General features: G+C 73.3%; 9 protein-coding genes. 4 read left to right on the plus strand and 5 right to left on the minus strand.

Translation table 11 applies throughout. From position 1 onward, the window contains the following. A partial coding sequence (locus tag DKT69_RS30295) for an NADH-quinone oxidoreductase subunit C (RefSeq protein ID WP_109804863.1) occupies window positions 1-610 on the minus strand: 610 nt, incomplete at its 3' end. Window positions 611-723: 113 nt separating this feature from the next. Between DKT69_RS30295 and DKT69_RS30300 the strand changes: the two genes are divergently transcribed. Continuing rightward, the gene (locus DKT69_RS30300) at window positions 724-1,770 is read left to right on the plus strand and encodes a glucose 1-dehydrogenase (RefSeq protein ID WP_109804864.1); all 1,047 of its coding nucleotides are present in this window, start codon (window positions 724-726) and stop codon (window positions 1,768-1,770) included. A gap of 18 nt (window positions 1,771-1,788) precedes the next feature. On the opposite strand, the gene DKT69_RS30305 is transcribed toward DKT69_RS30300, so the two are convergent. Further along, window positions 1,789-3,105 (minus strand): DUF2252 domain-containing protein, encoded by a 1,317-nt coding sequence (locus DKT69_RS30305; protein WP_109804865.1) that lies wholly within the window; start codon window positions 3,103-3,105, stop codon window positions 1,789-1,791. A gap of 36 nt (window positions 3,106-3,141) precedes the next feature. Next, window positions 3,142-3,717 carry an NADH-quinone oxidoreductase subunit B gene (locus tag DKT69_RS30310; protein ID WP_109804866.1) on the minus strand — a complete coding sequence of 192 codons (576 nt, stop codon included), beginning with the start codon at window positions 3,715-3,717 and terminating at the stop codon, window positions 3,142-3,144. A 135-nt stretch (window positions 3,718-3,852) separates the two neighbouring features. Between DKT69_RS30310 and DKT69_RS30315 the strand changes: the two genes are divergently transcribed. The 3 genes from DKT69_RS30315 (at window position 3,853) to DKT69_RS30325 (ending at window position 6,773) form a co-directional block, all read left to right on the plus strand. After that, window positions 3,853-4,419 (plus strand): sigma-70 family RNA polymerase sigma factor, encoded by a 567-nt coding sequence (locus DKT69_RS30315; RefSeq protein ID WP_109804867.1) that lies wholly within the window; start codon window positions 3,853-3,855, stop codon window positions 4,417-4,419. Further along, window positions 4,412-5,611 (plus strand): hypothetical protein, encoded by a 1,200-nt coding sequence (locus DKT69_RS30320; protein WP_109804868.1) that lies wholly within the window; start codon window positions 4,412-4,414, stop codon window positions 5,609-5,611. The genes DKT69_RS30315 and DKT69_RS30320 overlap by 8 nt, the downstream gene beginning before the upstream one ends. Window positions 5,612-5,819: 208 nt before the next feature. Then, window positions 5,820-6,773 (plus strand): hypothetical protein, encoded by a 954-nt coding sequence (locus DKT69_RS30325; protein WP_109804869.1) that lies wholly within the window; start codon window positions 5,820-5,822, stop codon window positions 6,771-6,773. 51 nt (window positions 6,774-6,824) lie between these two features. Here DKT69_RS30325 and DKT69_RS38630 read toward each other — a convergent pair whose 3' ends face one another. Continuing rightward, window positions 6,825-7,037 (minus strand): hypothetical protein, encoded by a 213-nt coding sequence (locus DKT69_RS38630; protein ID WP_161557985.1) that lies wholly within the window; start codon window positions 7,035-7,037, stop codon window positions 6,825-6,827. A gap of 191 nt (window positions 7,038-7,228) precedes the next feature. Further along, entirely contained in the window at window positions 7,229-8,707 is a 1,479-nt protein-coding gene (locus DKT69_RS30335; RefSeq protein ID WP_109804871.1) for a pyridoxal phosphate-dependent decarboxylase family protein, read from the minus strand. Window positions 8,708-8,769: the final 62 nt, after the last annotated feature.

Genomic DNA, 8,769 nt, shown 5'->3' on the forward strand with positions numbered 1-8,769 from the left:
GGCCCACGCCGACACCGGCCGCGCCGGCGGGGGTCGGCGTGGTGCCCCACTCTCCCGGCGCCGGTACGCCCGGCGGGCGGATCGGCCGGCGGCCGCCGCCGGCCTCGGACTCGCCCGGCTCCTTCGCGCCCGGCCAGGGCTTCGCCACCCGGGAGGCGAGGACGAACTCCTTGCGCAGCGGGTGCCCCTCGAACTCCGGCGGCAGCAGCAGCGGCTTCAGCTCACCGTGCCCGTCGAACGAGATGCCGAACATCTCGTACGTCTCCCGCTCGTGCCAGGCCGCGCCCGGGTAGAGGTCGATCACCGACGCCACGGTCGCCGCCGCCCGGGGCAACCGGGTGCGCAGCAGCAGCCCGTGCCGCCGGGTGGTCGACCAGAGGTGGACCACCACGTCGAAGCCGTCGGCCAGCTCGTCGACCGCCGACAGCCAGTCGAAGAAGTCGAAGGCCAGCTCGGCGTCGTCGCGGGCCGCGCGCACCACGTCCCGCCAGCTCGCCGGGGGTACGTCCACCGTGGCGCGGGCGTACCCCTGACCGCCGGAGACCGACGCGGTGGCCGCCACGGGCGCGAGTAGCGCGACCACCCGCTGGCCGACCTCTTCCGGAGTCATGCCGCTGATCCTAGGGCTGGCGGCCCGCACCCGTGTCGGGCCGCCCGCGCTCCCGGTCCGCGGATCTGGTCGCTTTGCCGGCGGGCGGGCTCCGGGACGGGAAGGATGAACCCGTGCGCGCTGTGACTGTGTCTCCCCGGGTTCCCGATTCGCTGCGGCTGACCGAGGAGTGGCCCGAGCCCGCCCCCGAGGAGGGCGCCATCCTGGTCGAGGCCCTCGCGGTGGGCGTCTGCGGCACCGACCAGGAGATCATCGCCGGGGCCTACGGGGAAGCGCCACCCGGCCAGGACCGGCTGGTGCTGGGCCACGAGTCGCTGGGCCGGGTGCTGGAGGACCCCACCGGCACCCTCCAGGCCGGCGACCTGGTGGCCGGCATCGTCCGGCACCCCGACCCGGTGCCCTGTCCGAACTGCGCCGTGGACGAGTGGGACATGTGCCGCAACGGCCAGTACACCGAACACGGGATCAAGGCGCTGGCCGGGTTCGCCCGGGACCGGTGGCGGGTGCAGCCGAAGTTCGCCGTCGGCCTGGACCCGGTCCTCGCCCCGGTCGGGATGCTGCTGGAACCGACCAGCGTGGTGGCGAAGGCCTGGGACCACATCGAGCGGATCGGCCGCCGCGCCGAGTGGAAGCCACAGACCGTGCTGGTCACCGGGGCCGGGCCGATCGGCCTGCTGGCCGCGCTGCTCGCCACGCAGCGTGGCCTGTCGGTGCACGTGCTGGACCGGGCCACCGAGGGGCCGAAGCCCGACCTGGTTCGGGCGCTCGGCGCGACATACCACGCCACGCCCGTGACCGAGCTGGACTTCGCGCCGGACGTGGTGGTGGAGTGCACCGGCGCGCCGGTCGTGGTGCTCGACGCGATGTTCAAGGCCGGGCCGACCGGCATCGTCTGCCTGACCGGGGTGTCCAGCGGCGGCCGGACCATCGACTTCGACGCGGGCGCGCTCAACCGGGCCCTGGTGCTGGAGAACAACGTGGTCCTCGGCTCGGTCAACGCCAACCGGCGGCACTGGGAGCTGGCCGCCGAGGCGCTCGCCCGGGCCGACCAGGCCTGGCTGAACTCGCTGATCAGCCGCCGCGTGCCGGTGGAGGCGTACGCCGAGGCGTACACCACCGGACCGGAGGACATCAAGGTGGTGCTCGACTTCACCGCCTGAGCAGTCGGGCGGGGCGGCTCAGACGCCGGGCAGCCTGCCGTTGCGGAACAGGTCCACGAAGAGCTGGTGGTCGTGGCGAGCCTGGACGCCGTACGTGTGCGCGAAGTCGACCAGGTACCGGACGAAGCCGTCCGCGTCGGCGTCGACGGCGGCCACGATCGCCTCCTCGGTGGAGTAGTCGACCAGGTCGTGGCTGGACTCGTCGTCGGCGACCGAGTGCATGCGAGCCACCGCCCGCCCGAGGTCGGTGAGGACCCCGGCCAGCTCCTCCGGCTCGTTGACGTCCGCCCAGTCCAGGTCGGCCGCGTACGGGGAGACCTCGGCGACGAGCTGGCCGACCCCGTCCAGCTCGGTGAAGCCCACCCAGGGGTCGGCGTACGCCTGGAGCGCCCGCTGCGACTCGGCGGTCCGGTGACCCTGGTGCTTGAAGTAGCCGCGGACCCGCTCGTCGTCGATGTACCGCGCCACGGCCGGCACCTGGGCCTGCTTCATGTAGATGACGACGTCGTTCTCCAGCGCCTGGGTGTGCCCCTCCAGCAGCAGGTTGTACGACGGCAGGCCGGCCGAGCCGATGCCGACGCCCTTGCGCAGCACCACGTCCTTGATGTTCGCCGCGACCGGACGCAGCCGGATCGCCGACTCCGGCCGGGTGCCGAGGTAGTCGTGGAAGGCGGCGCGAACCTTCTCCCGGGTCTGTCCGTCGACCTCGAACACGCCGTCGCCGAGGAAGAACCGGCGGTCGTAGTCGTCGATAGTGGTCTGCGTGGCGAGCAGGTCGACCCGGGTGTTGAGCCGGGCCTGCTGGAGCACCCGCCGCAGAACCCCGTCGGCGTTGTCCAGGGTGATCGAGCCGATCGCGTCGTCCCCGCCGGCCGCGATGGCCCGCAGCTCGGTGAGGTACGACCGGGCGAAGCCGCTGACCAGTTCGCCGATCACCTGGTCGGAGAGCGCCTTGGCGTAGCCGAGCAGCGCCACGCTGGCCGCGAACCGCTTCAGGTCCCAGGAGAACGGCCCGACGTACGCCTCGTCGAAGTCGTTGACGTTGAATACCAGCTGCCCGGAGGCGTTCATGTAGGTGCCGAAGTTCTCCGCGTGCAGGTCGCCGTGGATCCAGACCCGGCTGGTCCGGTCGTCGAGGAACCGGTCGTCGGCGAAGTCGGCGCGCTGGTCGGCGTAGAACAGCGAGGCGCTGCCCCGGTAGAAGGCGAACGGCGACGCCGCCATCTTGCGGAACTTGCGGCGGAAGGCCGCCGGGTCGAGCGCCATCGACGCGCCGAACTCCTCGGTCAGCACGTCGACGATGAAGGCGGAGCGCTTGTCCGCGGACTGGGTCATGGTCCGCAGGCTAATCCCCGGCGGCCACTGCCGGCCTCAGCCGGCCGGAGGACGTACCGGTGGCGCGGTGAGGGATGCCACCGGGCGCGGCGCGGCCTCCGCGGGGCCGGCGTCGGCCGGCGAGGCGAGCCGGTCCGGGCGGCTGACGCCGCCGATCCCGGACTGCTCGGCGGCGATCTTCTCCTGGAGGCGGAGGATGCCGTGCAGCAGCGCCTCCGGCCGGGGCGGGCAGCCGGGCACGTAGACGTCGACGGGGATGATCTGGTCGACGCCCTTGGTCACCGAGTACGAGTCCCAGTACGGGCCGCCGCAGTTGGAGCAGGCGCCGAAGGAGATGACGTACTTCGGCTCGGGCATCTGGTCGTAGAGTCGCTTGATCGCCGGGGCCATCTTGTCGGTGACCGTGCCGGAGACCACCATCAGGTCGGCCTGCCGGGGCCCGTGGGCGAACGGGATCACGCCGAGCCGGATGAAGTCGTGCCGGCCCATGCTGGTGGCGATGAACTCGATGGCGCAGCAGGCCAGGCCGAAGTTGAACACCCAGAGCGAGTAGCGCCGTCCCCAGTTCAGCACGAACCGGATCGGCTCGCCGAGCACCGCCGGTAGCTGCACCTCGGGCCTCCCTCGCGTGTCCCCGATCTGACAGTCAACCACAGCGCTCGGGCGGCAACCGGCGCAACCGTCGGGAGCATCGAGACGTGTGACGAGCGTCGACCGCGTCGGCGGCGACGGCACGGGGAGGACCAGATGATGGTGACGGGGGAACCGAGGCTCGACGAGCCGCCACCCGAGGGAGCCACGGGCCGGCGGAAGGACCGGGAGCGGACCGACGGGGTCGGTTTCGACGAGCTGTACCACGCGCACTTCCGGTCGCTGACGCTCCAGCTCACCGCGTACTGCGGTGACCTGTCGCAGGCGCAGGACCTGGTGCAGGAGGCGTTCTGCCGGGCCTTCGCCCGCTGGTCGCGGGTGTCCCGCTACGACGATCCGGTCGCCTGGGTACGCCGGGTCGCCTGGAACCTGGCCACCAGCCGGTGGCGGCGGCTGCGGACCGCCCAGACGTGGCTCCTGCGGCAGCGCGAGGAGCACGTGCCCGGGCCCGGCCCGGACCGGGTGGCGCTGGCCGCCGCCCTGGCGCTGCTGCCGGCCAACCATCGGCGGGCCGTGGTGCTGCACTACCTGGCGGATCTCTCCGTCACACAGATCGCCCAGCAGGAACAGGTGCCGGAGGGCACGGTCAAGTCCTGGCTGCACCGCGGCCGGGCGGCGCTGGCGGCCCAGCTCGCCACGAACGAGGTGAACCACCATGAGTGAGTTCGACGAGATGCTGGTCAGCGGCGAGTTCGCCGCGTACCGCGAGGCGGTCGTGTCGGCGGTGCACCCGGCCGGTCCGGGCGCCGTACGGGAGACCGTCCGGCGGCGGCGCCGGCGGGCGGTGGTCGCCACCGCGACGGCGGTGGTGCTCGCCGTGGCCGTCCCGGTCGCCGCGCACGCGGCCCTGGACCGGCAGCACGATCCGCGGCCCGGGCCGGCCCAGACCGCCGAGCCGACGCCGTCGGCGACGACCGCCTCGCCGACTTCGCCGGCCCCGTCACCGACGCCGAGCACCGCCAGCCCCACCCCGGCGGCACCGGACGGCCGGATCACCCGCGCCCAACTCCTCGCCGCCCGGCTGGACCTCCCCGCCTGGCTGCCCAACCCGGTCTGCGAGGCGGGCCCGACGCGACTCTCGGCCACGTACCGCACCGAGGGGGACGTGCTGCTGGAGGGGCTGGACCACGGGGACGTTGACGGGGACGGCCGGGACGAGACGCTCGCCCTGCTCCGCTGCCTCGTGGGGCAGCACGGGCCGTCGCAGGTGGTGGCGTTCGACCGGGACGAGCGCGGCCGGATCGTCACGCTCGGGCAGGTGACCCGTTCCGCGCGCCCCAACCCGGAATGGCTACTGGCGGTCGAGGTCACCGGCGGCGGGACGATCCGCGTGGAGATGGCGGACCTGGCGCCCGGTGGCGGCTGGTCGCTCGACTGGTCCCAGCGCCAGTGGCGGGGGTACCGCTGGACCGGCGAGCGGTTCACCCAGGTTGACGGGCCCACCTCCTTCGGCCCGAACCCGCACCTGGCCGACCTCTCGGTGACCGCCACCGACCTGGCCTGGGGGCCGAAGAACGCCGACGGCACGCGGACCGGCACGATCACTGTCACCGTCCGGAACCTCAGCCAGGCCCCGGCCAACCTGGTCGAGGTGCACCTGCGGATGCAGGTGGGGACCACGGCGGACGGCGGTGACTGGTCCGCCTGCCAGGGCGGGCCGCCGCCCAAGGGCCCCATCACCTGCCGGTTCGGCCCGCTCGGCCCGGGCGCGACGCGCATCTTCCAGTTCGGGCTCCGGAATTCGAACACCAGCAGTGGCACCGGCATCGCCGAGGTCACGCCGATCGGCACCGACGCCGACCCGCTGCTGGATCCGTCGCGGGAGAACAACGAGGACCGCTACCACTACCGGTGATCGCGATTCTCCGGTACGGCCCGCCGGGTGCCCGGCGGGCCGTACGCAGTTCCCGCCGCCTTCCAGCCGGCAGGTTCGTCGTCAAGACTTTCGACCAGTCGCGTTCCCGACAGCAGCCGCCGCAACCCGGTCCGAGGCCATTGCGTGCTACCGGGGACACCGCGGCGGACGACCGTCGCGGCAACGGGGAACACGGGAGGACATCAACATGACCACACGTACCGGACGCCGGCTGGCGACCGTCCTGCTCGGCTCAGCCACGGCGCTGCTGGGGTTCGCCGCACCCGCCGCGGCCGCACCCGCCGGTGGCGGCCTCGACGCCGACGTCTCGGTGGGCCGGCTGGTGCTCGACCCGACCGAGCGCGGCTACCGGGGCGACCTGCCGATCACAGTCACCAACCTGGGTCGGGTCGACACCTACTTCAGTGTCACGATCGTCGAGCCGGTCGCCGGCTCGATCGGCAACCTGTCGCCGGACAGCCCGTGCGGCTTCCAGGGGTTGCAGGACAACCGGCGGGTCGTCAACTGCCTGGTGCCCGGTCCCAACCTGAAGCCGGGCGAGCGGCGGACGTTCTCGGTCGCCTTCCAGGCCCTCACCACGCCACGCGACGTGGCGATGACCGCGACAGGGGGCCAGGTCTCGGTCAACGTCGGCGACGGCAGCCCGGAGGTCGCCGACGGGGAGAGCTTCGTCGCGCGCTTCCGCTCCACCTCGGGTTCGCTGCGCAACCCGGTCCCGTACGTCCAGGACAGCCAGGCGCGGGCGTCGATCACCACGGCGGGCGCGGCCACTCTGGTACGGCAGGAGGACGGCAGCTATCAGGGTCGGCTGCCGGTGACCGTGCGCTGGTCCGGCGACGCGGCGCACGACTTCCTCTACGTCGACGCGACCTCGCTGCCGGCGGGGGTGGCGATCTGGGGGACCGACCCGCAGGACCTGCCGAGCTTCTTCACGAACTTCGTGGTGCCGGGCGGGCGGTTCATGGCCGGTGAGGAGCGGAGCTTCGACGTACTGCTCCGCGCCGAGCCGGGCACGACCGCCGGCGACCTGGGCAGCGTCACGTTCGAGCTCAGCACGCGGTGGGACTCCATCGCGGTGGCTGACGCCGACCCGGCGGACAACGCCGCGACGTTCAACGTGACGGCGGCCGACGCGAGCTGAACGACGCGTCACCCGGCCGGGGCGTCCTCCCCGGCCGGGTGACGCGGCTCGTCACTGCTGAGCGACGCTGGGGCCGGGACCGATCGGGTCGGCGACGCTGGGGCCCGGGCCGATCGCCGTCACCACGCTGGGGCCGGGGCCGATGGGGTCGGCGACGCCGGGGCCCGGGCCGATCGCCGAGACCGCAGCCGTCACGCTGCCGAGGCCCAGGGCCAGGCCCGCGAGGCTCACCGCTGCGGCAATCGCGATCTTCCGAAGGTTCATGTGGGTTCCTCCCGTGTTGGTCGTTCCGATGACAGGAACGCTATGCAGCGGGCGGATGCCGGATAACCTCCATTTATCCAGTAATGTCGATACTTATGTCGATTGATACATCCGTCAGGTTGTGTCGCGTATCGCAACGGATCGAGGGCCCGGAACCGGGTCGGTTCCGGGCCCTCGCCGTCGGCGCAAGGTCACCAGGTCGGGCGTTGCAGCAGTCCGACGAACTCCACCAGCAGCCGTTCCCGCAACCGCACCGGGGCCACGTTGAGCAGGTTGTTGACCATCGCCATCCGGTCCGGCAGGGGCCCGGCGCCGCCGCCGAGGCCGAGCCCGGCGGCCAACCCGGCGATCAGCTCGGGGGTGAGGGCCTCCGGGGTGAGGCTGCCCGCGAGTGCCAGCAGCTCCGGCGGGAGCTGGACCGGACCGGCCGCCCGGGCCGCGGCGACCGCGTCGGCCAGGTCGGGGCCGAACTCGGCCACCCGGGGGGCCACCGCCGCGGTCACCGTCAGGTGCACGCTGGCCGGCAGGCCGGCGTAGGTGAGCTGGGGCTGGGTGTGCCAGCCCCGGGCGGTCAGCTCGTCGACCAGCACGAACAGGTCGAGCCCCGGATCGGTGCTGGTGAAGCAGACCACGCTCGACTCCGGCTCGGCCATCAGCCGCAGGCCGTCCACCCCGCGCACCGCGTCGGCCAGCCCGGCCACCGCGTCCCGGGTGAGCGCAGCGAGCCGCAGGTAGCCGTCCTCGCCGAGGTGCCGCAGCGTGGCGTACGCGGCGGCGATCGGGCCGCCGGAGCGGGTGGAGGCGATCACGGGGTTGACCATCGTGTACCCGGGCCAGTCGGCGTACGCGAAGTACTGGGATGCGCGCAGCCCCGGATCGCGGTGCAGCAGCACCGACACCCCCTTCGGGGCGTACGCGTACTTGTGCAGGTCGACGGAGATCGAGGTGACCCCGTCGACGGCGAAGTCGAACGGCGGCACCGGCGCGCCGAGGCGCCGCAGCCAGGGCAGCGTCCAGCCGCCGAAGCAGGCGTCCACGTGGCAGCGCGCCCCGGCCGCCGCGGCGACCGCCGCGATCTCCGCGACCGGGTCGACCACGCCGTGCGCGTACGAGGGGGCGGAGCAGGCCACCAGCACGGTCTCCGGGCGGATCGCGGCGGCCACGTCGGCAACGGTGGGGCGGAGGGTGGCCGGGTCGACAGCCACGGGGTCGAGGGCCACCCGCAGATAGTGGGCCGCCTTGGCGAACGCCGCGTGCCCGCTGACCGGCACCACGATCCGCGGCTCGGCGATCTCCGGCCGGGCGTCGCGGGCCGCCTTCACGGCGAGGATCAGCGACTCGGTGCCGCCGCTGGTGACGCTGCCGACGACGTCCGGCGCGCTGGTGCCCGGCCCGCCGCCGAGCAGCCGGGCCGCCGCCCCGACGAGGGCGTTCTCCATCGCCAGCAGCGACGGGAAGGCGGTCGGGTCGAGCCCGTTCACGTGCGCGCTCCCGGCGTACGCGGCGTGGGCCAGCTCGTCCAGCCCGGGCACCCCCGGGTCGTACACGTACGCGAACAGCCGCCCCCCGTGCGTGGGCCGGTCCAGCCCCCGCAAGCCGCGGATCTCGTCGAGCACCCGCTCGGCGGGCACTCCCTCGACGGGCAACGCGCCCGCCCTGTTGTCGATCATGGCCTGGTGGCGCCCTTCTTCTGACGGTCAGCGGCTCTCCTCCCCCACCACGTCGCCGTCTG

This window comes from Micromonospora sicca, from assembly GCF_003172935.1.
GTDB classification, from domain to species: domain Bacteria; phylum Actinomycetota; class Actinomycetes; order Mycobacteriales; family Micromonosporaceae; genus Micromonospora; species Micromonospora sicca.